This window comes from Halomonas sp. KM-1, assembly GCF_000246875.1.
GTDB classification, from domain to species: domain Bacteria; phylum Pseudomonadota; class Gammaproteobacteria; order Pseudomonadales; family Halomonadaceae; genus Halomonas; species Halomonas aerodenitrificans.
On record NZ_BAEU01000138.1, the window covers coordinates 72,459 to 95,754 of the forward strand.

A 23,296-nucleotide genomic window follows, 5' to 3' on the forward strand; every position below is an offset into this window, starting at 1 on the left:
TAGGGATCAGTAGCTGAAAAAGACCAGCGAATCCCGCTGCCGCATCGGCCCCATGCTGTTCATTACCGCGATCAGCTTGTCGGCGTAGGCCGGGTCGGTGGCATAGCCGCCCGCCTGCAGTGCACGGGCGGCCTGTTCGGCACTGCCCGCCGTGGTTACCGCTGCATAGCGCGGGTTGTTGCCGATCAGACGTGCGTAATCGGTGAAGGCTTCCTCGAACGAGTTGTAGACGCGGAAGCTATCGACGACCCGGGTACGCTGACCGTTGATGTATTCATGGGTCACGATGTCGGTAGTACGCCCTTTCCAACTGCTGCCAGCCTTGATACCGAAAAGGTTGTAGCTGTTACGACCATCGGCCGTGGCAATCTCGTGGCGCCCCCAGCCGGTTTCCAGTGCCGCCTGGGCCAGAATCAGCTCAGCCGGCACACCGGTCTTGCGGCTGGCGGCTTGCGCAGGAGCCGAGAGTCGCTCCATGAAACGTTGCACATGCTCCTGCCCCTGGCTTGCCGAACCAGAGCGGGTACTTGCTCTCGCCGCAGACTGGCTACCTGTCGGCGGCACGGGCGCCTGAGCGGAAGCCGGCAGCCTGGCATCCAGCGCCGCCATGAAGCCCCCGCGCACGGTCTCCAGTTCCTCGAGGAAGCTGGCCGGCATCGTGACCTGATCCGCTTCACGCACCGAATTGTTGGCTGCCCGTTCGGGCAGACGCTCTTCACCCTCTGCCGCGGGCTGCAGAGCATCCTGGAGGACGCGGGGCGTGCCACGCGGAATACCGGCGATGAGTTCACTCAGTTCACGATCCGCCACGCCGGAGCGGGGGGAGGAAATTCCCAGTTGGCTTTCCAGCTGTGCCACGAGGTGATCGGCCAGGCCTATGCCGCGGCCGGCCATGGTCTGAGCCCACTGCTGATCCATCATCGATTGGTAGAACTCGGTCTGCTGACTGTCGAGCAGCCCACCCGACGGGATGGTGTCGCGCATGCTCTTGAGCATCATCTGCAGGAACAGCGCCTCGAACTGCTGCGCGGCACCGCGCAATCCCGCCGCTTCGTCATTCCTCGCGGTGTGCTTGAGCCGCTCGAGCCCCTGCACGTCGAGGGCGAACTGGCCACCCATGTCCTGGATACTCATCAGATGATCTCCAGGTCGGCGCGCAGCGAGCCTGCCGCCTTGAGCGCTTCGAGAATCGCCATGAGGTCGCTGGGCGTGGCGCCGAGGGCGTTGAGAGCATTGACCACATCGACCAGATCGGCCCCTTCCACCACACGCAGATAGGCGTCCTGCTCCTGCAACTCGATCTCGGTATCGGGCACGACCACGGTCTCACCTTGACCGAACGGCGCCGGCTGGCTGACCAGGAAGCGGGTATCGATGACGATCGACAGATTGCCGTGGGCCACGGCGGCACGGCGCAAGGTCACGGCGCTATTCATCACTACCGAGCCGGTACGGGCATTGAAGATCACCTTGGCCGGCGCCTCCATCGGCGTAACCCGAATATTCTCCACCTGAGCCATGAAGTTGACTCGGGAGTTGGGGTTGGTGGGTCCGTCCAAGGCGATGACGCGACCATCACGCGCTGCGGCCACCGGGCGACCGAACTCGTTGTTGATGGCATTGACCACCCGCTGTGCGGTGCCAAAATCCGCCTGCTTGAGCTCGAGCTCTAGGAGTCCGGCATTGGCGCCCAGATCCAATGGCACTTCGCGCTCGACCATTGCCCCACCGGGAATTCGCCCACCAGCCAGCTGATTGACCTGGACCTGAGCACCACCCGCCTGGGCTCCGGCACCACCCACCAGCAGGTTACCTTGAGCGATGGCGTAGGTATCGCCGTCAGCACCCTTGAGGGGCGTCATCAGCAGAGTACCGCCACGCAGGCTGCGCGCGTTACCGATGGAAGACACATTGATGTCGAGGCGCTGCCCTGGACGCGAGAAAGGCGGCAGGTCGGCGGTTACCATCACTGCGGCCACGTTGCGCAGCTGCATGTTGGTGCCCGGCGGCACGGTGATACCGAGCTGCGACAGCATGTTGGTGAGGCTCTGCCCGGTAAACGGTGCCTGCATGGTCTGATCGCCGGTGCCATCCAGCCCGACCACCAGACCATAGCCGACCAGCACGTTGTCGCGAACGCCGGCAAAATTGGCGATTTCGCGGATGCGTTCGGCCTGGGCCGGCAGCGCCAGCAGACACAGCAAGGCCAGAAGTATTAGCTTCGCCGCCGCCGAAGCGGCGCGGTTTGGCTTAAACATCGTGAAGTCGGTCATGGTCGCCTCGCCCGATCAGAAAGGCGAAATATTGAGGAAGAAGCGCTGCAGCCAACCCATATGTTGCGCTTCACTGATATAGCCGTTGCCCACGTACTCGATTCGCGCATCGGCCACGGACGTGGAAGGTACGGTATTCTGGCCGGTGATGGTGCGCGGATTGACCACGCCGGAGAAACGGATGAACTCCACGCCCTGATTGATGGCGATCTGCTTCTCGCCGCGCACTCGCAGATTGCCGTTGTGCATCACCTCGAGCACCGACACGGTGATGGTGCCGGTCATGCTGTTGCTGGCCTGGGAGCCGCCACCACCGTTGAAGGCGCTGGTGCCAGACATGCTGCCGGAAAGATCGATACCCTGCGCGGCCAGCCGTTCCAGCACATCGGGCAGGGCTGAAATGTCGAGCTCCGCCGAACCGTTGCGACTCATGTTGGACTGCGAGTTCTTGCTGGCGCTGACCTGCTCGTCCAGTACGATAGTGAGAATATCGCCCACCATGCGCGGACGGCGATCCTCGAACAGCGGCTGCGAGCCACGCTGAGCCTGGTAGATGGAGCCGTTGGCCGCCCGAGGCGGTGGCTCGGTGATAAATATCTGCTCCTGCTCGCCGACCACCGAGGCGCGAGGCACCTGAGCACAACCACCCAGTGCCAACACCGCCATGGCTACCGCCGCGATGGCCACACGTGCGGCCGATCTTCCCATCACTTTCATTGTCTCTCGCTTCCGGCAGTGCGTTCCGCGCCAGGGTCTTTCATTGATACAGGATCAGAGCTGGCTCAGGCGCGCCAACATCTCGTCGCTGGTCTGCACCGCTCGGCTGTTGATTTCATAGGCACGCTGGGTCTGGATCATGCTGACCATTTCCTCCACCACGTTGACGTTGGAGGTTTCCACGTAGCCCTGGAACAGCCTGCCGGCACCGTTCATTCCCGGCATGGTTTCGTTCCGCGGACCGGACGAAGTGGTTTCCAGGTAAAGATTGCCCCCGATGCTCTCGAGACCGGTCGCATTGACGAAAGTGGAAACGGTGATCTGGCCCACTTCGAGCGCCTGGTTCACGCCCGGCTGAGTCACCGAGACGATGCCGTCCTCGCCGATGGAGATCGACAGAGCGTTTTCGGGAATGATGATGGCCGGCTCCAGCGGATAGCCGTTGGCCGTTACCATCTGGCCGTTCTCGTTGAGCTGAAAGCTGCCATCGCGGGTATAGGCGGTGGAACCATCCGGCATCAGGACCTGGAAGAAACCGTTGCCGCTGATCGCCAGGTCCCGCGAATTGTCGGTCTGTTCGAGACCGCCCTGGGTATGCAGACGCTCGGTCGCAACCGGGCGCACCCCGGTACCCACCTGCATGCCCGAGGGCAAGCGATTCTGCACGTCATTCTGAGCACCGGGCTGACGCAGGTTCTGATACAGCAGATCCTCGAATACCGCCCGCGAGCGCTTGAAGCCGTTGGTGCTGACGTTGGCCAGGTTGTTGGAGATGACATCCAGCTTGACCTGCTGGGATTCCAGGCCGGTCTTGGCCGTCCACAGTGACTTGATCATGTTTCTTTTTCCTCGACCCTACGGACCTCGGCTCGCTCGGAGCCGTCAGCCTTGGATGGAAAGCAAATTGTTGGCCCGCTGGGCGTTTTCGTCGGCGGTGCTGATAACCTTCATCTGCATCTCGTAGCGCCGGGCCACGTCGATCATGGCAACCATGGCCTCCACCGCACTGACGTTGCTGCCTTCCAGCGCACCGCTGGCAAGACGCGCATCGTCGTCGGCCTCCAGCACCACTACCTCACCCTCAGCGTTGGGCGGCATACGAAACAGGCCGTCGTCACCACGCAGCAGTGCTTGCTCCGGCGTGACCAGCTTGAGCCTGCCCACGTCGACCAGGGCTTCGGGGCCCTCGCCTTCGCCGATGGCGCTGAGGGTACCGTCGGCGCCGATGGTGACGCTCGAACCCAGCGGCACGATGATGGGGCCGCCCTCGCCGATCACGGGGCGCCCCACTACGGTGACCAGGCCATCGCCATCCACCTGGAGGTCGCCGCGGCGGGTATAGGCCTCACTGCCGTCGTCCGCCTGCACGGCGAGCCAGGAGTTGGCCTCAAGGGCCACGTCCAGTTCGCGCCCTGTGCGGGTGATGGGGCCCGGGCTGAAGTCGCTGCCCGGGGTGGTGGCAGCTACCGACACGCGGGTCGGCAGTGCTGCTTCGCCCTGCACCGGCACTGCACGCATGGCATGCAGCTGGGCGCGAAAGCCGCTGGTCGAGACGTTGGCCAGGTTGTGGCTGACCACCGCCTGCTGATCCATGGTCTGCTTGGCCCCGCTCATGGCGGTATAAAGGATGCGGTCCATGACTCAGGCTCCCTTGGCGCTTGGCATCAAAGCGTTTAGCGCAGGTTGATGGCGGTTTGCAGGAGCTCGTCCTGGGTCTTGATGGTCTGCGAGTTGGCTTGATAGGCCCGCTGCGCCACGATCATGTTGACCAGCTCACGGGCCATGTCGACGTTGGAAGTCTCCACCGCACCGGAAACGATGCTGCCCAGAAGGCCGCTTCCAGGAGCGCCAACCAGCTCCTGGCCGGATTCGTTGGAAGCGCGCCATACGTTGTCACCAGCCGGCACCAGACCCTCGGGATTACGGAAGCTGACCAAGGCAATCTGGCCGGCGGGGCGCGACTGCTCGTTTGAGTAGTTGCGCATGACGGTACCGTCCTCCTGGATGGTGATACCGACGAAGCTGCCCGAGGTATAGCCGTCCTGAACCAGCTGACTGCTAGTCGAGGTATTACCGAACTGAGTGGTACCTGCCAAGTTGAACTGGAAGTCAAGGGGGACCGGAGCGCCACCGAGAGGGGTCGTGTCGTCGCTTGCGAACTCCAGCCTCAGGGCATTGGTGGCAATTGCATCGCCGTTGTTGTCAAATATCTGGCTAATGGCGCCATTCGCGTTGAAATTAATGCTGAAGTCATTGGCTTCGTCGTAATAGCCATCCATCGCTACTTTGGCATTCCACGAGTTGGCTCCCACCTTCTCGTAGTAGACAGTGATGTTACGCGGATTACCGAGCGAGTCGTAAATGGTGAAGTTGTTCGAGTAGTGATAGTTGAGCTCTTGGCGATTAGCAGGATTGTCCGGATCACTCATGTCAGTGATCACTTCCACCTGACTCGCATCCTCTCCAGCCACCTTTCGGGCATCGAGATTGAGAATTGATGACACGCTGCCGGTCGCTCTTGCCGCCATTTCATCGGCTGCCACGTTCAAGGGCACCGGTTGGCCACCTACCTGCACTTGTCCTTGGGCATTCAGGCCATAACCCATGATTTGGTAACCCTGGGCATTGATCAGATCACCATTGGACCTCATGGTGAGCTGGCCGTTACGCGAGTAGACAACCTCGCCGCTGGCATCCATATAGCGGAAGAACCCTTCGCCAGCTATTGCCAGATCAAGGCCACGGTTGGTGGACTCGATGTTGCCTTCGCCAAAGTTCTGCAGCACCGACGACACCCTGGTGCCCAAACCCACTTTGGAGTTGGCAAAGACATCGGAGAACTGGACGTTGGAGCCCTTGAAGCCCACGGTCTGAGAGTTGGCGATGTTGTTGCCGATAGTACCCAACCTTTGGGACTGGGCGTTCAAACCACTCAGTGCTTGTGAAAAACTCATGTTTCGTTCCTCTGCTTACCGGCTGAATGTGCCGCTATGCGCGGTTCTATTAGTAAGCACTGCACGAATGCCTGCGCGAGCGAATCGCTGCGTTGCGCGGTGCTCGGAATCCTCACATATACCCCATATGCTCCGGTTCCTGTGCTCCGTGCGCCTTGCGCTACATCCCGCTCGGCTATTCGTTCAGCACTTCCTTTATGCTGTGTTATTGAATCACGATTCAAAGAATCTGCTTGATCTGATCGAGCCCGACCTGGCCATAGATGGCGCCCAGGTCGAGCTTCACACCACCGTTCTTGTCCGGCGGCGTCACACCGCCGACCACGGCGTAGTTAAGGGTGCTGGCGTTGATCGCCTTGCCGTCGCTGGTGGCTTCGACGCGCACTCTGTAAGAACCCGAGGCGGCTGCCTCGCCCTCACTGGTACGGCCGTCCCAGGTGAACGACTCGACCCCCGCCTTGACCGGCCCGATGTCGTAGCGGTTGATCACTTGGCCACTGGCACTGGTGATCACCACACTCACGTTGTCGGCCGACTGGGGCAGCTCGATGCCGAACGGGGTGGTGTGCAGCTCACCCTCCTCGCCATGCTCTAGCAACAGACGATCGCCCGGCACCAGCACGCCCTGGCCGATCAGCGCAGTGGCCTGCAGCATCTGGCCGGCGTTCATCTGCTCTGTGATGCCCTTCAAGGTCTTGTTGAGATCCTCGATGCCGCTGACCGTATTGATCTGTGCCAGCTGCGTGGTCATCTCATGGTTGTCCATGGGATTGAGCGGATCCTGGTGCTGCATCTGGGCGATCAGCAGGGTCATGAAGTTGTTGCGCAGCTCGGCCGACTGGCTGGCGTCGCGAGAGGAGGGCCCACCCTGATTCAAGCGCGAGACGACGTTGGCATCGATAGTGTTCGACATGTCGATCAGCCCTCACCCAGAGTCAGTGTCTTGAGCATCATCTGCTTGCTCGTGTTCATCACTTCCACATTGGCCTGGTAGGAGCGCGAGGCCGAAATCATGTTGACCATTTCATGGACCGGCTCGACGTTGGGCATCGTCACGTAGCCCTCTTCGTTGGCCAGCGGATGTTCGGGGCGATACTCCATCCGCATGGGCGAAGGGTCCTCGACCACTTCACGCACGCCAACACCGCCGATGCCGTGCCCCCCCAGGCGCGACTCGAACAGCACCTGCTTGGCACGATAGGCCTGACCGTCGGGGCCGGCCACGCTGTCGGCATTGGCCAGGTTGCTGGCGGTGACGTTCATGCGCTGGGACTGGGCGCTCATGGCCGAGCCGGCGATATCGAACACGGAAAACATCGACATGGTAAGATCTCTCTTCCTTTGATCCGGCCTGTTATTCCGGCTGCATGGCGTTCTTCAGCCCCTGGATCCGGCTGTTCATGATGGTCAGTGCCGCCTGGTAGCGCACCGCGTTGTCGGCGAACTGGGTACGCTCGCGATCCATGTCCACGGTGTTGCCGTCCAGACTGGGCTGGTCGGGTATGCGGTAGAGCAGCTCCTGCCTGGACGCCGGCATGCCTTGCCCCGCCAGATGGCGCTCGGAGGTACGCGCCAGCGAGAGTCCACCGCTGGACGTACGCCCCTGCTCGACCGCCTTCTTGAGTTCGCTGGCGAAGTCGAAGTCGCGGGCCTTGTAGTTGGGTGTATCGGCGTTGGCGATGTTGCTCGCCAGCACCTGGTGGCGCTGCTGGCGTAGCCCCAGCGCCTGCTGGTGGTAATTAAAGGCGGCCTCGAGCTGGTCGATCATGCCGGCGCTCCCCGTGCGAAATCCTGATTGAAGACATACGGAACTTCTTGAGGTTGAAGAGTAACGACACGCTTGTCACATCAATGGCAGAAACAGGCCCCTTTTCCTCGCTCATTTCCGCTGTTTCAGCCCATCGGGGCCAGCTAGAATCCTGCCATTACCCATGCTGGATGGCCCCGCCTTATGCGCCTTACCCGCTTAGTCCTGCTGCTACCGACACTGCTGGCCGCCCTGCTGTCGCTGCCGGCCGCTTCGGCCGACGACGGCGAACTGCTGCAAGCCGTGCACGGCTTTCTCCACGAGCAGGCCAGCGCGCTGGGCGATGAACTCATCATCGAGCTACGCCCTCCTTCCGCACGGCTACCCACCTGCGAATCGCCCGCCCCCTTCCTGACACGCCCCGGCGAAGTGCCGCTGGGCCGCATTTCCGTCGGCGTACGCTGCGGCGACGATGGCCGCCAGGTGCGCTACCTGCAGGCTGAAGTCGGCGTGATCGGCGAATACCCAGTGCTCGACACCCCCCTCTCTGCCGGAGAGACGGTGCGGCGTGAGCATCTGGTCATGCAGTCGGGGAATCTGGCCGAACTACCGAACCGTACCCTGCTCGAGATCGATCGGATCGTCGGGCAAGTGGCAACGCGGGCGCTCAGCCCAAGGCAGCCGCTGCTGGAGCATCAGTTCCGCAGCCTGCCGCTGGTGGAGAGAAATCAGCGGGTGGTGATCGAGGCCCGGGGAAGCGGGTTTCGCATCGCCCGCGAGGGGCAAGCACTGGAGCCTGGCGCGCTTGGCGATCGTATTCGGGTTCGTTTCGACAACCGCGAGATCATGACTGCCGAGGTGGTCGGAGAAGGCACCCTTGTCGTAGACTTCTGACATGGGCCGTCGCACCTCGAGCTCCCGAACGGGTATGGGCAGCTTCGCCCGGGAAACTCGTGCCGAAAAATTAGGCTAAAGTTATCCCTCGCCCTGCCGATAGCAGGTAAAAGCATTCGGTCATGAGGCCATTAACGTGAAGATCAACAACCAGAACCCCCTGACTCGCCCGACCCAGACACAACCGCGCGAGGAAGCTCAACCGGTCAAGGGCGCTACCCCCTCGGGGCAGCAGGACCCCGGTCCTTCGGCTGCCACGCATCTGAGTCAGAAGGCTACCGATGCCTCCCGCGATATCGACAAGGCGCGTGTCGAGGAAATTCGCGAAGCCATCCGCGAGGGACGTCTGGAGATCCGTGCCGAGCGCATAGCCGATTCGCTGATCGAATCCTTGTCTGCCGAGAGTCGCAAGGCATGAGTCTGGCCAAGCTTCTGATGGAACAGCAGCAGCGTCTGAGCGAGTTCACCGAACTGCTCATGCGCGAACGAGCACTGCTGGCCAGCGCCAATATCGAAAGCGAGACCCTCGCCGAAGTTGCCCAGCGCAAGCAAGCGCTGCTGGCCCGCCTGGAAGCGAGCGAAAAGCTACGCCAAGGCGTTCAGCACCGTCTGGGCTATGCCGATGGTGCCGCGGGCGCCCATCAGGCAGCGCTGGATGCAGGCTGCGAAGAGTCTTGGATGCAGACGCTGGAAATGACCCGCGAAGCTCAGCGCCTCAATACGCTGAACGGCGAGCTCGTTACCTTGCGCATGGAGCAGAACACACGCCTGCTCGATTTCATTCATCAGGCCGCAGAGAAGACCGTGTACCGCGCCAGCGGTCGTGTCGCGGCACAGACAGGGCGCATCAACGCCTCGGTCTGATACGCCAGTAGCGGCGACCTTTTCGTCTTCGCAATTTACTTGCCCTTAGATCCCGTCCGTCCGTGAAACCGCCCACATGCTGCATACGGGCGTCATGCCTGCACATCACCACAGCCTCCCCATACTACAGGCCCCTTCACCACAGGCTATCGATCAGATCGTCGTCCGAGGCGGTGACTACCACGGAGTTGCGACCGTCGGCCTTGGCCTGGTAGCTGGCCTGATCGGCTCGCGCGAATACGGACTCGATAGAGTCATCGCCCTCCCGAAGTGACGTGACCCCCATACTCAACGTGATGCTGTAGGTCTTGCCGGCGTTGCTGACGGTGACCTCGGAAACGGCGCGCCGCAGCGATTCGGCGATTTCTCCCGCCTGCTTGAGCGTACAGCTGGGTAACAGCACGGCAAACTCATCCCCACCCTGGCGGGCCACATGGTCGCTGCGCCGCACCTCCCACGCCACCACTTGAGCGACGCGCCGCAGCATCTCGTCACCCAGGGCGTGACCGCCTTCGTCATTGATCGGCTTGAAGTGGTCGAGATCGAACAGGATCAGCACGGAGGGGGTGCCAGTCTTGGAGTACTCGGCCAGCGCCTCTTCCAGACGCCGTTCGAACCCGCGCCGATTGAGCAGCCCCGTCAGCGGATCGTGCTCAGCCTCCCAGCGTTGCAGCGCCTCCTGCTGCCGCCGTTCGGTAATGTCCTTGGCCATGCCCACGAAGCCCAGCGGCTGATCATTGCCCAGCACCTGGCTGGCGTGAACCTCGACCCACAGCGTCACACCGTCGGGGTGCAGGAAGCGCAGCTGGCGTACGAAGTCGCTGCCGGTGGTCAAGGTGTAGCGCCACATGTCCTCGGTGCCACGACGGTCATCGGGGTGGATTCGCTCCCACCAGTCGCGAGCTTCATGCGTCTCTTCGAGGCCAAGCAGCTCGAGCAGCGCCGGGTTCAGATAATTGAGACGCCCTTCCAGGTCCGCCACGAACATGCCGATGGGCGTCGAGCCGAGTACGGCATCGAGAAAAGCCTGACGATCGCGCAGATGCTCCAGGGCTGCAAGCCGCTCATGCTCCAGACGGTTGAAGCTGCCGGCCACTTGGCGCAGCTCGTGCATGCTGGTCGAGAGCTCGAGATAGCGCCGCTCTCCCGCGCCGACCTGCGCAATCTGCCGCTCCAGACGATGCAGGGGCCTTAGCAGCCGCCTAACCAACCAGCGCATGGTAATCAGCATCAAGATGGCTAGAACCAGCCAGGCCCACCACAAGCGTGCCAGAAAGTCGCCCAGCGGCTCTTGAACCTGGGCTTGAGGAATGGCTACCTTGACGATCCAGTTTGCCGGCCAAATCTGGCGATAGGCCATCAGCATCGCAATGCCCTCCCCGCTCGACCCAATGGCTTCCCCCTGCCAGCCATCCAGCGCCTTCTGCAAAGTGTCGGTGTCGCTCGCCAATGACCGACCAGACGCCGATGCCCGGACGCGACGGGGATGAAAAAGCGCTTCACCGGCGGCAGTGAAGACCGATACATAGCCGGCATCGCCCAGCCGAATCTCCTCGAGGCGGCGAAAAAGACCACCATGGGTGAGGTTGATCATCCCCCCTACCACGCCATTGAAGGCGCCTTGTTCGTCGAAGCGAGGTACCAGCATCAACACCAGAGAGTCACCGCTGGCCCGGCCGGTGAACGGCTGACTCACATAGGGCCAGGGCGAATGGCGCAGCATGCGGAAATACTCCGTCGTTGCGGTTTCCAGCCCTGAGCGACCCGGCACGATGGGCCAATCGGCCACGACACGCCCATCGGCATCGGCGACCATCAGCCCCTCGAACCATTCCAGCAATACCTGGGCGTTCTCCAGCCGTGCCGGCACCTCGTTTGCCGCTACATTACGCAACCCCTGCTCGAGCCGCTCCAAGGCACGCAGCCTGCGCTCGACCTCCTCGGAGAGATCGTTGGCAATCAGCTGCGATTCGTAACGCAGATGCGCCAGATTGGCATCGTCGACGAGCCCCTTGCCGAACTGCCAGGCCAGCAGCAGAACCAGACCAACGATGACCAGCCAGGTCATGGCCAGGCCCGCCAGCAGACGCCCCTGTAGCGAGCAGATCGAGCGAGCCAGAACCCCGATACGCGCCGGTACGTGCAAGTATATGTCCTCAGTCAAGGTGGATGGCGCCTGCCGTGCCGATCAGACAGGTTGTGCCGCCTTCCCCTGGCAGCCCCGCGTATTGGGAAGCAGATTTCTATTTCTCTCTTATCGGCACATCCAAAGCGAACTTGAGCCTTGAGGGAAGATCGAACAATGTTACCCAATGACGCATTTTCCCTCTCAACGGAAGGCCTCACGCCCTCAAGTTCAGTCCCATGAGGACGATATAACTCCAAAGCAGGAACACATTGGTGACAACACATAAATGAACCATCACGGTAACCGCCCACCGGGCAAACAGGCCAAGCCCTTAGCCCAGCACCCCGCCCGGCTGGTGAAGGATGCCTTCGAGCAGAGCCAGACCGGCATGGTCATCACCGATGCCGACGGGCGCATCACGATGGTCAACGACGCCTTCTGCCGTATCGCCGGCAGCGACAGAGCAGAGACGACCGGCTGGCCGATCGAGCATTTTTTCGTTTCCCTGCGCCCATTTTCGCGCCTCCCCACCTCGGGAGACAGCGCCCAGGCCACGGCACTCTCCTGGCAACAGGAAGTACTGTGCCGTCAGAGCGACGGCGAGTCGGTACCGGTTCTGATGCTGGTCGACACTCTGCTAGACGAACGAAGCAACCCGCGCGGCCGCCTCTACTCTTTCGTGCGCCTCACTACGCCGAGTGGCGAGCTGCTGGACGATCACCACTGGATACACATCGACCCGATGACCGGTCTGCCCAACTGGTTGCTGCTACGGGATCGCCTCGACCACGCTCTGGCCCAGGCGGAGCGTGTCGACACTACGCTCGCCCTGCTATTCATCGATATCGACCGCTTCAAGGCGATCAATGATGCGGTGGGGCATATCGAAGGGGACCGCATACTGGGCGAGATCGCCCGACGGCTGCAGCAAGAGGTACGCAGCAAGGACACCCTAGCCCGACTCGGCAGCGACCAATTCGTGGTGCTACTGGAGAAGGACGGTACCGCCGAGGCAGCCCAGGTCGTGGCGGAGCGACTGCAGGAGGCCCTGGAGCCACCTTTCACCAGCGAGGATCGATACCTGCTGCTGACCTCTTCGATCGGCGTAGCGCTGTACCCTGGCGATGCAGAGGATGTCGAGACACTGATCCAGGCTGCGCGTAGCGCCATGTTCATGGCTCGCAAGAAGGGACCCGGGCGACTGGCCTTCGTCGACCACCGCCTGACCTCACGCCTGAAAGAGAAGTACCGGCTCGAGAGTCAGTTGAACGAAGCCATCCACCTGCCGGACCGGCATTTCGCGCTGCACTACCAGCCCGAGTTCGATCGCAACTCGCTGCGCTGTACCGGCCTGGAAGCCATGCTGCACTGGAAGCATCCCGAACGCTGGCAACAATCACCAAACCATTACCTCGACGTGATTGCACGGCTGGGGCTCGGCGTTCGCCTCAACCGCTGGATGATCCAGGCGGTCATCGCCGATCATCGCCAGTGGAGCGACGATGCCTCGCCCTTGGCCCAACTACCGATCTCTCTGCACCTGTGCGAGGCACACCTGGCGCAGGACACCTTCGATAGTCGTCCCCTGGACCATTTCCTGAGGCATCTGGACACGACGTCATTCGATTGGCTGACCCTCAAGGTGCCCGCCCAGGGGCTGGGCAACGACCTGGACATGGCCACCCACATGCTCAAGCGGCTCGAACAGCTCGGCATTCGCCTTGCCGTCGAGGAGCTCGGCAGCACCCCGGTGGATATTGCCTGGCTGTCGCGGCTGCCCTTTCACAAAGCGACCGTCGACGCACGGCTGGCACGCGCGCATCGCGATGGAAGACGCTTGGTCGAGGCATCATGCCGCATGCTCAACTCCCTCGGCATTGAGCCTGTGATCGTCGGCGTCGATGACGAAACGGTAGCGACCGACATGGAAGCCACCTCCGCTCGCCTGGTCCAGGGCGACCTGTACTGCCCCGCCATGAGCGCCAAAGCGTTGTCAGCATGGCTCACCGAACACCAGCCTCCCGAGGAGTGACACGTCACTCCTCGGATCGCTCTCACACCTGCTTCGGCCGCTCGGGAAAGGTGGGTGGGTAGGCCGCCAGGTAAGCCTGGCTGACGCGCAGCACGCGTGCGTCGTCATGCTTGCCACCGGCCAACTGGAAACCGACCGGCAGACCATCCGGCGTGAAGCCGCAGGGAATGGAAGCGGCCGGCTGCTGGCTGAGATTGAAGGGATAGGAAAACGGCGCCCACTCCGCCCAGTCGCGCATGCCACTGCCCGGCGGCACATCGTGATGAAGGGGGAAGGGGCGCACTGCCACCGAAGGTGTCATCACCAGGTGATAGCGCTGGTTGAAGTGCTCGAGCCCCTCCGTCAGCCGCGCCCGGTCCCTGAGCGCATAGAACATGTCAAGTGCACTGAGCCGCTCCGCCCGCTTCGCATCCGACACCAGGCCACTGTCCAGCAGCCGTCGCTGGCGTTCACTGTGCTCGCGATAGACGGCAAGCGAAGCGGTGAACCAAAGAGTATTGAAGATGCGGATAGGCAATTCGAAGCCGGGATCGACCTCCTCCACCACAGCCCCCAGCGCTTCCAGACGATGGGCGGCCTGACGTACACACTCGGCGACCTCCGGTTCCACCCGGGCGTAGCCCAAGGTAGGCGAAAAGGCGATGCGCATGCCCTCGATATCCTGACCCAGCTCCTCCCCCCAATCGGCAGGCTGACCGCGCAGGGCGTAGGGATCACGATAATCGTAGCGCCCCATCACGTTCAGCATGCGCACCGCATCGGCCACGGTTCGCGTCAGCGGTCCAAGGTGGGAGAGCGTCGGCTCTTTGGACCGAGGCCACTCCGGTACCCAGCCGAAGGTGGGCTTGAAGCCGAACACGCCGGTAAACGAGGCGGGTATGCGGATCGAGCCACCCGAATCGCCGCCCTGGTGCAGCACACCCATGTTGAGCGCCGCAGCGACAGCGGCCCCCCCGGAAGAGCCACCCGGCGTCAGTCGCGTATCCCACGGATTGGCGGTGGCGCCGAAGACACGGTTGTCGGTAATGGCCTTCCAACCGAACTCCGGGGTATTAGTCTTGCCAAGGATCACCGCGCCGGCCTCGCGGAGCATGCGAGCCGGTGGAGAGTCCTGCTCGCAGGGGGCGTCCGACACCGTCAACGACCCTTTGCGCGCCGGCAAACCGATCGATTCGGTCAAATCCTTCAACGACACGGGAATACCGTCTAACGCGCTCAGCGGCCGCCCTGCCTGCCAGCGCTTGCTCGACGCCTCGGCAGCGGCTTCGGCGCCTTCCCGGTCGACCAGTACATAGGCATTGACAGCTTCGTTGAAGCGCTCGATGCGCTCCAGCGCCGCGCGTGTCGCTTCCAACGGCGACGCCTTGCCACTCTCGAACAGCTCTCTCAGCTGGCCAGCATCCATGGCACCCAGATCGGTATCGCTCACAAGAACCTCCTTTTTTCCAGTGAGACACTACTGATTGTGGAAAACAGGTGGCCACCAGCGCAACCACACGGCAACAGCAACGCCTTCAGCGCTTCCCTGCCAACCAGCGCCCCACCATCAGGGCGGCAGTGGCCGAAGCCGCTACCAGAACACCCTGGCGCAGCCTCGATGAGCGATAGCCGCCGTCGATCCGACGCTCCCCCCCGGGTGGCTGGAACAGATTGCCCGAAGAGCGGGGAATTGGTCTGGCACGACGCACCGAGCCATCGACCAGCGCGGCATTGAGAATGCTGTAGCCTGGTACGAAGCGCGCAAGCAGCGAGAGTATCGCGGGCAAGCCGACGTAGGCGCTGTGGCGCGGACGCCTGGCCAGCCCCACGATGGCCTTCGCCGTGCGCCGGGGATCGTAGACCGGGGGCACCGGTTTGATCGCACGGCCGGTAAAGTTGCCACCGTCACGGAACCCCGGCGTGTCCATGACGGAAGGATAGACGTTGCAGACGTGCAGCTCGGGCCACTGCCGGAGTTCGCCACGCAGGCTGTCGGCAAAGGCCCGCAGGCCGAACTTGGCGGCACTGTAGGAAGCGGCATAGGGCTGCGGCGCCCAGCCACCCAACGAGATATTGTTGATCAGGATGCCGCGGCCCTGGCGCTTGAAGTGTGGTAGCACCGCATGAGCACCGCGCAACCCGCCCAGCAAGTCGGTCTGCACCACCTGCTCGTGGACGTCGAGCGGCACCTCCTCGAACGGTCCCAGTGCTCCGACCCCAGCGTTGTTGACCCAAATATCGATGCGACCGGCCAGGTCGACGGCACTCTCCGCCAGACGGGACATGTCGTCGCTGTTGCTGACGTCGGCCACGACGATACGCGCCTGACCGCCCAGGCGATGACACGTCTCGGCGACATCGTGAAGGGCGTGACGATCACGCCCGGCCAGGAACAGCGCCGCCCCACAGCGGGCAAACTCGTAGGCCGTCGCCCGACCTATACCGCTGGAAGCCCCTGTCAGCACGACTACTGAATTGCGCAAGTCTCGCAGCTGCATTCCATTTCCTCCCTGAAGACGAAAAGCCTGTGAGCCACAACGTCCGGACATGCCGGGACGCAGGCCCACCCTGCCCTCAACGTAGTCAATACCGAAAGAAACCGACGAATCGCCAAGGGCCGCAGCGGCGAACACGACGAAGCCCGCTGGACGAAGACCTGGCGCATGCAGAGCGGAAAGAAGCAAGGCACCCTCTCGACTTGGTCGAGGGTATAGGGAATTTTACGGGTATTTTTCGGGGTTTATGGGCACAAGAAAAAGCCGCCTGGCGCGATGCGCCAAGCGGCTGATTCGTCGAAGCTTGTTGGTGGAGCCTAGCGGGATCGAACCGCTGACCTCAACACTGCCAGTGTTGCGCTCTCCCAGCTGAGCTAAGGCCCCACGTGCACTCGCCTTGCGAGAACGAGGCGAATCTTACTCGCCACACGCAGCTCCGTCAATACCTGAACATTGATGATGGCCTTCGTTGAGAAATACCATGGAAAGCGGATACTCATTCAATTTCCCTTGTCGGGCGAGTATGGCAAGCTTGCCCAGGACTACGTGGGTTCACTCGATAGCATCGCGGAATCCGATCACGAGCCTGCGGCCCCTGCCTGACGGCAGCCGCCGTAATGACGAGGAATGTCAGCTTGATCAAGGTGCTCATTGTCGATGACCATCACCTGGTTCGTACCAGCCTCGCTCGCCTGCTGGAGAACGAAGAAGACATAGAAGTGCTGGGCGAAGCCGCCAGCGGCGAAGAAGCCGTCACGCTGTGCCGCACGCTCGAGCCGGACGTGGTACTGATGGACTTGCGCATGCCGGGCATCGGCGGGCTCGAGGCTACACGCAAGATCATGCGCAACAGCGCCGACGTACGCATTCTGGCCCTGACCGGCTTCATGGAGGACAACTTCGCCCAGCGCATGCTCGAAGCCGGTGCCGGGGGGTTCATCAGCAAGGACACCCAGGTGGAGGACATGGTCGAAGCCATTCGCAGCGTCTTTGCCGGCCACCGCTACATCAGCCCGGACATCGCCCAGCGTCTGGTGCTGTCGCGCTTCGACTCCGAGGAAAATCCGTTCGACAAGCTTTCCCAGCGCGAGCTACAGGTCGCCATGATGATCGTCAACTGTCAGCGGGTCTCGGAGATCTCCGACCGGCTGTTCCTCAGCCCCAAGACCGTCAACACCTATCGCTACCGAATCTTCGAGAAACTCGGTGTCGAAACCGACGTGGAGCTGACGCACCTGGGACTGAAGCACGGCCTGGTAGAGGGGTTCGACACCACTCCCACGAGCTGAGCGGGCGTCTGGTATCCTAGCACCATGAGCTTCGATTCACGCCAGTTCCTCGCCAACCTCACCCAGTCGCCGGGCATCTACCGCATGCTGGACGAGCACGGTGAAACACTCTACGTCGGCAAGGCCAAGCGTCTGAAGGCGCGCTTGGCCAGCTACTTCCGCGGCGCGCTCAATACCAAGACCCAGGCCATGGTGTCGCGCATCGCCGATGTGCAAGTGACGGTCACGCGCAGCGAAATCGAGGCGCTGCTGCTCGAGCAGACCCTGATCAAGGAGCTGCGTCCGCCGTATAACATCCTGCTGCGCGACGACAAGTCCTATCCCTTCGTCTTCGTCACCGACCGCCATCCGTTCCCGGCGCTCGAGTACAAGCGAGCCCGTCGGCGCCATGAGGACGGCCGCTACCTCGGCCCTTACCCCAGCAGCAACGCCGTACGTGAAAGCCTGTCGTTGATGCAGAAGATCTTTCGCATACGCAACTGCGAGGACAGCGTCTTCGCCCATCGCACGCGCCCCTGCCTGCAGTACCAGATCCGACGCTGCACCGCACCCTGCGTGGGCTATATCGGTGAAGCCGATTACCGTCGCGACCTTGAGCACGCGGTAATGTGCCTCGAAGGCCGCAGCGAACAGGTCACCCAGGAGCTGACCGAGGCCATGGAGACAGCCAGCCGCAATCTGGCCTTCGAGGATGCAGCCCGCCTGCGCGACCAGATCCAGCACCTGCGCCAGCTGCAGCACCGCCAGTTCGTCGACACGGAAGGCGGCGACGCCGACGTCTTTGCCCTGGCCGAACGCGAAGGAGCACTGTGCATCTCCGTACTGGCGGTTCGTCAGGGGCGGCTACTGGGCGCTCGCCATCACGCGCCGGACAATGGCCTGGGGCTCGATCCCGCCGAGCTGCTGGGCGAGTTCGTCAGTCAGTACTACCTGGGCCAGGGGCGCGAGATACCGCGCGAGGTGATCGGCAGCCTGCCACTGCCCGACAGCGACATCCTGGAAAGCGCACTGAGCAGTCGCGCCGAGCGGCGCGTCCGGGTCACCCACAGGGTGCGTGGCCACCGCAGCCAGTGGCTGGAACTGGCCAGAACCAATGCCGAACAGCAGCTCGGCAGCCGACTGGCCAGCCAGGGCGAACTCGAGCGGCGATTCAGCAGCTTGCAAACCGCCCTGGAACTCCCCGACCCGCCCGAGCGACTCGAATGCTTCGATATCAGCCACAGCCACGGCGAGGCCACCGTGGCCTCCTGCGTAGTATTCGACCGCAATGGTCCACGCAAGTCCGATTACCGTCGCTTCAACATCGAGGGTGAAACCGCAGGCGACGACTACGCCGCCATGCGCCAGGCACTCACCAGACGCTTTCGGCGTCTTGCCGAGGGGGAAGGCATCGCCCCGGACATCCTGCTGCTGGATGGCGGCAAGGGGCAGCTCAACCTGGCCCGCGAGGTCCTTGCCGAGCTGGGAGTCAGCAACATCCTGCTGCTCGGCGTGGCCAAGGGCACCACGCGCAAGGCCGGCCTCGAGACCCTGTTCATCGAAACCATCGATCGCACCCTCGACCTGCCGGCGTCCTCGCCCGCACTGCACCTGATCCAGCACGTGCGCGACGAAGCCCACCGCTTCGCCATCACCGGACACCGCAACCGCCGTGACAAGGCCCGCCGCAGCTCCGCCTTGGAAGATATCGCCGGCATCGGACCCAAGCGCCGGCGTGAGCTGCTGCGCTTCTTCGGCGGATTGCAGGGGGTCAAGCAGGCCAGCCGCGAAGAATTGTCCCGGGTTCCCGGCATCAGCGCCGCGCTGGCCGAAGCGATTCATCGCTCCTTGCATGGATGATGGCGCCCGGTACAGATAGAATGGGGCCTCTTCAGCTTTCCTGATCTTAGGCAAGGACCCCTCGTCAATGAACATCCCCAACATCCTGACGCTGGCAAGAATCGCCTTCATCCCGCTGCTGGTGGTGTTCTTCTACCTTCCCTACACCTGGAGCATGCCGGTGGCGGCCGGCCTGTTCGCCCTGGCCTCCGTGACCGACTGGCTCGACGGCTACCTGGCCCGTCGCTGGAATCAGTCCACCCCGTTCGGCGCCTTTCTCGATCCGGTAGCGGACAAGCTGATGGTTGCCGTAGCCCTGGCGCTGCTGATCGAGCGCTTCGACAGCATCTGGCTGACCCTGCCGGCGCTGGTGATCATCGGCCGTGAGATCGTGATTTCGGCGCTGCGCGAATGGATGGCCGAAATGGGCAAGCGCGGCAAAGTGGCCGTTTCCTGGCTGGGTAAGGCCAAGACCACCATGCAGATGATTGCGCTACTGCTGCTACTGGCTTTCGCACCCGGCACTCAGCTCTCATTGCTGGGCGTTTTGACCCTGCATGCGGCCGCCATCATGACGCTCTGGTCGATGGTGATGTACCTGCGCGCCGCCTGGCCCCACCTGTCCCGCGCCATGTAGGCTGACAGCAGCGAACGCCAACAAGTGATTGACACTAAGCGGCTTATCCGTATAATTCGCTCTCGAGTCGAGCGGGAATAGCTCAGTGGTAGAGCATCGCCTTGCCAAGGCGAGGGTCGGGAGTTCGAATCTCCTTTCCCGCTCCAAATCTCTTGCGGGCCAAGCTCCAGGAGAGGCGGTATCGAGAGGGTCGTGAGCCGGAACGCCGGTCCGATCGATCTCCTTCCCGCCCAATACGACTCTCAGAGGCTGGATGGCAGAGTGGTTATGCAGCGGACTGCAACTCCGTGTACGCCGGTTCGATTCCGACTCCAGCCTCCATTTCTTGTTCCCTTTCAGCTGCCTGCTCGAAACCGTGCCGCCCGGATGGCGAAATTGGTAGACGCAAGAGACTTAAAATCTCTCGGTGGCAACACCGTGCCGGTTCAAGCCCGGCTCCGGGCACCAGGCTCTTCGCTATCCCACTCTCATCCCTGTAACCTCAGGCACCTTTGAGCCAAGCTGGCTGATGCAACAGGCTTCAGCGAGAACCCGCATGGCCCCAAGCATACTGGCTCGTAGCGAACATGACGTACTGGTCATCGGTGGCGGTGTCGCCGGCCTGACCCTCGCCCTGCATGCCGCCGAGACGCGTCGCGTCACACTGGTGCGCCCCGCCAGCGACGACCAGGGTGCCAGCCGCTGGGCCCAGGGCGGCATTGCCGCGGTGCTCTCCCCCCAGGACGACTTCGATGCCCACGTAGCGGATACACTGGTGGCCGGCGATGGGCTGTGTGACGAGCGGGCCGTGCGCTTTACCGTCGAACAGGGGCCCGGGGCCATCGAATGGCTGCTCTCGCTCAGCGTGCCCTTCACCCGCGACGACAGCCCCACCGCCAGCTATCCCTACCACCTGACTCGCGAAGGCGGACACGGCACGCGCCGCATCATCCACGCCGAGGATGCCACCGGACGTGCCGTGCTGGATACGCTGAAGCGCCATGCCGAGGGGCATGCCGCCATCACGATCCGCGACGACCTGGTGGCCATCGACCTGCTGTCGGACAGCGAGAACCGCTGTCGCGGCGCACGCTGCCTGGATGAGCAAGGCCAGCTGCAAGAACTGGTGGCCAACGACACCGTGCTGGCCACCGGCGGCGCCAGCGGCATCTATAGCCATGCCACCAGCCCACACCCTGCCAGCGGCGAAGGTATGATGATGGCGGCCGAACTGGGCGCCGAGCTGATGAACCTCGAGTTCCAGCAGTTTCACCCCACCTGTCTCTTCGATCCGGAAGGCCCACCCTTCCTCATCAGCGAAGCAGTGCGCGGCGAAGGCGGACGCCTCTACAGCACCGACGGACGCCGCTTCATGCCGGAACTCGACCCCCGCGCCGAACTGGCACCGCGGGACATCGTCGCCCGCGCCATCGACGCCGAGATGCAGCGCACCGGCTCGCCCCATGTCTGGCTGGACGTGACACACCTGGGCGAAACGGCCATCCGTCATCACTTCCCTACCATCCATGCCCACTGCCTTGGCCGCGGCCTGGACATCACCCGGCAGCCGATCCCCGTGGTGCCCGCCGCCCACTACAGCTGCGGCGGGATTGCCACCGACCTGGACGGCCGCTCCAGCGTGCCGCATCTGTATGCCATCGGGGAAGTGGCCTGCACGGGCCTGCATGGAGCCAACCGCATGGCCAGTAACTCGCTGCTGGAGTGCCTGGTCTTTGCCCGTAGCTGCGCTGCCAGACTGGCGCACGCCGAAGCAACCGCCCCGGCGTCGCTGACGCCTTCACATTCAGGGAGTGGGTCGGTCGACGCCGAACGTATTCAGCAATGGCGTCTTCGTATGCGCAGCGTCATGAGCCAGCATGTGGCAATCGTGCGCCGCGACGCAGGGCTTGATGCCGCTGCCGACGAACTGGACGCGCTGATACATGAGGTGCGAAGCGCCATCGCCAATGCCGCACCCAGCACGGCGCTGGCAAGTCTGTGGCATGCGCTCAGGCTGGCCCGCCTGACCGTCAAGGCGGCGCGCATGCGCCGCGAATCCCGCGGGCTGCACTACAACCCCGATTGCCCGGAGCACGTGAAGACCGGCCTGACACCACTACCGTCGCGCCTGCATCTGCACGACCTGAGCCTGTAACGGCGCCATCCGGCCTGCGCTCAGCCGATACGCCGCGCGTCATCGCACTAGGCTGTGTCTGGAAAGTCGGCGAGCGAAGGTCAGACAAGGCAAAAATCAGCGAAAAGACGGAGTTTACGTGGTGTAAATGAGTACTTTGAGCTGATTTTTAACGCCGTATGGCCAAGCGCAGCCAGTTTTCAGACGTAGCCTAAGGCGCGGCGCAGCTGGCGTAACGCATCGCCGGGCGCGCTGTCGGGCCATAGCCATGTCCTGCGTCCGTCGAGTTTCAGCGCGAGCAGCCAGGGGCCAAGGTAATCGCAAGTCAACCTGACCGGCACCGCCTCGACAGTAGGCTCAGGCTGCCACGACCAACGCCAGCCGCCGGCTGCTTCCGGATGCATGTGCAATACGCCACGTGCCTGCCCGCACCACAGCCACCAAGCCAGCGGCACCAGCCACCCCACGGCCGGCACTGTCAGCCAGCTCGGCCCGAAGTGGAGCACGACCCCCGTGACCAGTACGGCCAGCAGAAACTGACAGCACCACGCCAGCCTAGACGGGGCGATGAGGATCGTTGTCGGCGTTCTCGGCATGTTGCTGTATCAGCGTCACGATACGCTGAAACTCCGGGGCAGGCGGATCACGCCTCATCAGCCAGGCGAACAGATCCTGGTCTTCACCTTCGATCAGTGCTCGGTAGGCGGCTTGGTCGTCGTCGCCCAACTGATCGTAGCAGTGCTCGAGGAAGGGAATCAGTAGCAGGTCGAGCTCCCACATTCCGCGCCGTGAATGCCAATAGAGCCGCTTGCGCAAGGCTGCAGCATCGGGGGTGTTCGCTTCGCTCAACGTCGGCCTCGGTGGTCTGAAAGAATGGCCAACCAGTATACCGAACCCTCGAAAATACGGCAGCGCCTACCCTCACATTGTGCGATTTCCTTGACCATGGTCGTAGTGCGTTGTTTTATCACGATTTGAGCAGTATGCTGAGGGTAGAATAAGAATGCCGCCCAGTCCCACCGGACCGGGAATCGCCTGGAGAGATGACCCGATGACCAAATCCGAATTGATCGAGCAAATCGCCATGCGACAGCCCGAGCTTTCGATCAAGGAAGTCGAATCTGCGGTTCGCCTGATCCTCGATGACATCACCGACACCCTGGCCGAAGGCGGGCGTGTCGAAATAAGGGGTTTCGGCAGTTTTTCCTTGCACTATCGTGAGCCGCGGGTTGGTCGCAACCCCAAGACCGGGGATCCGGTCGCGCTGGAGGGCAAGTTCGTGCCACACTTCAAACCCGGCAAGGAGCTTCGCGAGCAGGTCAATGCCAGCCGCGCCCTCGGCTATTAATTTTTCGA

General features: G+C 62.7%; 23 protein-coding genes and 4 tRNA genes. 12 read left to right on the forward strand and 15 right to left on the reverse strand.

Annotated elements, in window-relative coordinates:
- Nucleotides 1–6 precede the first annotated feature (6 nt).
- The 9 genes from flgJ to flgB form a co-directional block, all read right to left on the reverse strand.
- Nucleotides 7–1,134, reverse strand: a complete 1,128-nt coding sequence (gene flgJ, locus B8115_RS16715) for a flagellar assembly peptidoglycan hydrolase FlgJ (RefSeq protein ID WP_010628982.1) — start codon at nt 1,132–1,134, stop codon at nt 7–9.
- On the reverse strand, nt 1,134–2,258 hold the full coding sequence (locus tag B8115_RS16720) for a flagellar basal body P-ring protein FlgI (RefSeq protein ID WP_051004661.1): 1,125 nt from the start codon (nt 2,256–2,258) through the stop codon (nt 1,134–1,136). The genes flgJ and B8115_RS16720 overlap by 1 nt, the downstream gene beginning before the upstream one ends.
- 30 nt (nt 2,259–2,288) lie before the next feature.
- Nucleotides 2,289–2,981, reverse strand: a complete 693-nt coding sequence (locus B8115_RS16725; RefSeq protein ID WP_370542924.1) for a flagellar basal body L-ring protein FlgH — start codon at nt 2,979–2,981, stop codon at nt 2,289–2,291.
- A 63-nt stretch (nt 2,982–3,044) separates the two neighbouring features.
- The gene (gene flgG, locus B8115_RS16730) at nt 3,045–3,827 is read right to left on the reverse strand and encodes a flagellar basal-body rod protein FlgG (RefSeq protein WP_010628985.1); all 783 of its coding nucleotides are present in this window, start codon (nt 3,825–3,827) and stop codon (nt 3,045–3,047) included.
- A gap of 45 nt (nt 3,828–3,872) precedes the next feature.
- Entirely contained in the window at nt 3,873–4,628 is a 756-nt protein-coding gene (locus B8115_RS16735; protein ID WP_010628986.1) for a flagellar basal body rod protein FlgF, read from the reverse strand.
- A 35-nt stretch (nt 4,629–4,663) separates the two neighbouring features.
- Nucleotides 4,664–5,944: a flagellar hook protein FlgE gene (flgE, locus tag B8115_RS16740; protein ID WP_010628987.1), complete on the reverse strand. Its 1,281-nt coding sequence runs from the start codon at nt 5,942–5,944 to the stop codon at nt 4,664–4,666.
- A 220-nt stretch (nt 5,945–6,164) separates the two neighbouring features.
- Complete coding sequence (gene flgD, locus B8115_RS16745) at nt 6,165–6,857, reverse strand: flagellar hook assembly protein FlgD (RefSeq protein ID WP_010628988.1); 693 nt, start codon at nt 6,855–6,857, stop codon at nt 6,165–6,167.
- A gap of 5 nt (nt 6,858–6,862) precedes the next feature.
- Complete coding sequence (gene flgC, locus B8115_RS16750) at nt 6,863–7,267, reverse strand: flagellar basal body rod protein FlgC (RefSeq protein ID WP_010628989.1); 405 nt, start codon at nt 7,265–7,267, stop codon at nt 6,863–6,865.
- A 31-nt stretch (nt 7,268–7,298) separates the two neighbouring features.
- Entirely contained in the window at nt 7,299–7,712 is a 414-nt protein-coding gene (gene flgB, locus B8115_RS16755) for a flagellar basal body rod protein FlgB (protein ID WP_010628990.1), read from the reverse strand.
- 183 nt (nt 7,713–7,895) lie between these two features.
- On the opposite strand from flgB, the gene flgA reads away from it, so the two are divergent.
- The 3 genes from flgA to B8115_RS16770 all read left to right on the forward strand — a co-directional run bounded on the left by flgA (nt 7,896) and on the right by B8115_RS16770 (nt 9,449).
- Nucleotides 7,896–8,585, forward strand: coding sequence for a flagellar basal body P-ring formation chaperone FlgA (gene flgA / locus B8115_RS16760; protein ID WP_010628991.1), 690 nt, complete (start codon nt 7,896–7,898; stop codon nt 8,583–8,585).
- A 136-nt stretch (nt 8,586–8,721) separates the two neighbouring features.
- Nucleotides 8,722–9,003: a flagellar biosynthesis anti-sigma factor FlgM gene (gene flgM, locus B8115_RS16765; RefSeq protein WP_010628992.1), complete on the forward strand. Its 282-nt coding sequence runs from the start codon at nt 8,722–8,724 to the stop codon at nt 9,001–9,003.
- A complete protein-coding gene (locus B8115_RS16770) occupies nt 9,000–9,449 on the forward strand; it encodes a flagella synthesis protein FlgN (RefSeq protein ID WP_010628993.1) in 450 nt (149 codons plus the stop codon). Before flgM ends, B8115_RS16770 begins: the two co-directional genes overlap by 4 nt.
- Nucleotides 9,450–9,585: 136 nt before the next feature.
- Here the strand turns inward: B8115_RS16770 and B8115_RS16775 are convergent, their stop codons facing one another.
- Nucleotides 9,586–11,517: a GGDEF domain-containing protein gene (locus B8115_RS16775; RefSeq protein WP_141638642.1), complete on the reverse strand. Its 1,932-nt coding sequence runs from the start codon at nt 11,515–11,517 to the stop codon at nt 9,586–9,588.
- Nucleotides 11,518–11,863: 346 nt separating this feature from the next.
- On the opposite strand from B8115_RS16775, the gene B8115_RS16780 reads away from it, so the two are divergent.
- Nucleotides 11,864–13,609, forward strand: coding sequence for a bifunctional diguanylate cyclase/phosphodiesterase (locus tag B8115_RS16780; RefSeq protein WP_010628995.1), 1,746 nt, complete (start codon nt 11,864–11,866; stop codon nt 13,607–13,609).
- 22 nt (nt 13,610–13,631) lie between these two features.
- Here the strand turns inward: B8115_RS16780 and B8115_RS16785 are convergent, their stop codons facing one another.
- From B8115_RS16785 to B8115_RS16795, 3 genes are all read right to left on the reverse strand, one after another.
- Entirely contained in the window at nt 13,632–15,038 is a 1,407-nt protein-coding gene (locus B8115_RS16785) for an amidase (RefSeq protein ID WP_010628996.1), read from the reverse strand.
- Nucleotides 15,039–15,123: 85 nt separating this feature from the next.
- The gene (locus B8115_RS16790; RefSeq protein WP_010628997.1) at nt 15,124–16,086 is read right to left on the reverse strand and encodes an SDR family oxidoreductase; all 963 of its coding nucleotides are present in this window, start codon (nt 16,084–16,086) and stop codon (nt 15,124–15,126) included.
- A 305-nt stretch (nt 16,087–16,391) separates the two neighbouring features.
- Nucleotides 16,392–16,467: transfer RNA gene (locus B8115_RS16795), tRNA-Ala, on the reverse strand.
- A gap of 251 nt (nt 16,468–16,718) precedes the next feature.
- On the opposite strand from B8115_RS16795, the gene uvrY reads away from it, so the two are divergent.
- The 7 genes from uvrY (at nt 16,719) to nadB (ending at nt 21,961) form a co-directional block, all read left to right on the forward strand.
- A complete protein-coding gene (gene uvrY, locus B8115_RS16800; RefSeq protein ID WP_010628998.1) occupies nt 16,719–17,372 on the forward strand; it encodes a UvrY/SirA/GacA family response regulator transcription factor in 654 nt (217 codons plus the stop codon).
- 24 nt (nt 17,373–17,396) lie between these two features.
- Nucleotides 17,397–19,211, forward strand: coding sequence for an excinuclease ABC subunit UvrC (uvrC, locus tag B8115_RS16805; RefSeq protein ID WP_010628999.1), 1,815 nt, complete (start codon nt 17,397–17,399; stop codon nt 19,209–19,211).
- Between the two features lie 67 nt (nt 19,212–19,278).
- A complete protein-coding gene (gene pgsA / locus B8115_RS16810; RefSeq protein WP_010629000.1) occupies nt 19,279–19,827 on the forward strand; it encodes a CDP-diacylglycerol--glycerol-3-phosphate 3-phosphatidyltransferase in 549 nt (182 codons plus the stop codon).
- A gap of 71 nt (nt 19,828–19,898) precedes the next feature.
- Nucleotides 19,899–19,973 (forward strand) — tRNA-Gly (locus B8115_RS16815).
- Between the two features lie 101 nt (nt 19,974–20,074).
- Nucleotides 20,075–20,148: transfer RNA gene (locus B8115_RS16820), tRNA-Cys, on the forward strand.
- 39 nt (nt 20,149–20,187) lie between these two features.
- A tRNA-Leu gene (locus B8115_RS16825) sits at nt 20,188–20,274 on the forward strand.
- A gap of 88 nt (nt 20,275–20,362) precedes the next feature.
- On the forward strand, nt 20,363–21,961 hold the full coding sequence (gene nadB / locus B8115_RS16830) for an L-aspartate oxidase (protein ID WP_010629001.1): 1,599 nt from the start codon (nt 20,363–20,365) through the stop codon (nt 21,959–21,961).
- A gap of 179 nt (nt 21,962–22,140) precedes the next feature.
- On the opposite strand, the gene B8115_RS23425 is transcribed toward nadB, so the two are convergent.
- Both B8115_RS23425 and B8115_RS16835 read right to left on the reverse strand, forming a co-directional pair.
- A complete protein-coding gene (locus B8115_RS23425; protein ID WP_158409657.1) occupies nt 22,141–22,536 on the reverse strand; it encodes a hypothetical protein in 396 nt (131 codons plus the stop codon).
- A complete protein-coding gene (locus B8115_RS16835; protein WP_010629002.1) occupies nt 22,496–22,789 on the reverse strand; it encodes a succinate dehydrogenase assembly factor 2 in 294 nt (97 codons plus the stop codon). Before B8115_RS16835 ends, B8115_RS23425 begins: the two co-directional genes overlap by 41 nt.
- 202 nt (nt 22,790–22,991) lie before the next feature.
- On the opposite strand from B8115_RS16835, the gene B8115_RS16840 reads away from it, so the two are divergent.
- Nucleotides 22,992–23,288: an integration host factor subunit beta gene (locus B8115_RS16840; protein ID WP_010629003.1), complete on the forward strand. Its 297-nt coding sequence runs from the start codon at nt 22,992–22,994 to the stop codon at nt 23,286–23,288.
- The last annotated feature ends 8 nt before the right edge of the window (nt 23,289–23,296 follow it).